Source organism: Streptomyces sp. BR123 (genome assembly GCF_013401435.1).
Taxonomy (GTDB): domain Bacteria; phylum Actinomycetota; class Actinomycetes; order Streptomycetales; family Streptomycetaceae; genus Streptomyces.
In genome coordinates this window covers 1-967 of record NZ_JACBGN010000635.1, presented here as the reverse complement: position 1 = coordinate 967, position 967 = coordinate 1, and the positions used below count along the sequence as shown (strand labels likewise).

Below are 967 nucleotides of genomic sequence, written 5' to 3'. Positions count from 1 at the left end.
CGGCCCGCCGCGGACGGCCGGTCTCCGGCCACGCCCGCTGCTCGGTCAGCAGCGCGATCTCCCCCGCCTGCCAGTCGACGTGCGGGGTGGGCTCGTCCACGTGCAGGGTCTGCGGCAGCACCCCGTGCTCCATGGCGAGGACCATCTTCATCACACCGGCGACACCGGCAGCCGCCTGCGTGTGCCCGATGTTGGACTTGATGGAACCGAGGAGCAGCGGCTGGTCGGCCGGGCGGTCCTGGCCGTAGGTGGCGAGCAGGGCCTGCGCCTCGATGGGGTCGCCGAGCCGGGTGCCCGTACCGTGCGCTTCCACCGCGTCGACATCCGTTGTCGCCAGGCCCGCGTTCGCGAGGGCGGCGCGGATGACGCGCTGCTGGGACGGCCCGTTGGGGGCGGTGAGGCCGTTGCTGGCACCGTCCTGGTTGATCGCCGAGCCGCGGACCAGGGCGAGGACGGGGTGGCCGTTGCGCCGGGCGTCCGACAGGCGCTCGACGAGGAGCATGCCGACGCCCTCGCCCCAGCCGGTGCCGTCGGCGCCCGCGGCGAAGGCCTTGATGCGGCCGTCCGCGGCGAGACCGCGCTGGCGGCTGAAGTCGATGTACGCACCCGGCGACGACATCACCGTCACGCCGCCGGCCAGCGCCAGGGAGCACTCGCCGTTGCGCAGCGCCTGGATCGCCCAGTGCAGCGCCACCAGCGACGCCGAGCAGGCGGTGTCCACCGTCACGGCCGGGCCTTCCAGCCCGAACGCGTACGACAGCCGGCCGGAGACGACACTCGCCGCGTTGCCGGTGCCGAGGAACCCCTCGATGCCGTCCGGGATGACCTGGAAGGACGAGTCGTAGTCCTGGCCGTTGGTGCCGACGAACACGCCGGCCTGGCTGCCGCGGACGCTCGCCGGGTCGATCCCGGCCCGCTCGAACGCCTCCCAGGTGGTCTCCAGCAGCAGACGCTGCTGCGGGTCCAT

The 967-nt window shown here is 73.7% G+C and carries 1 protein-coding gene; it reads right to left on the bottom strand.

From position 1 onward, the window contains the following. Positions 1 to 967: polyketide synthase (locus HYE82_RS36780; protein WP_179178563.1), on the bottom strand; the 967-nt coding region annotated here is incomplete at both ends.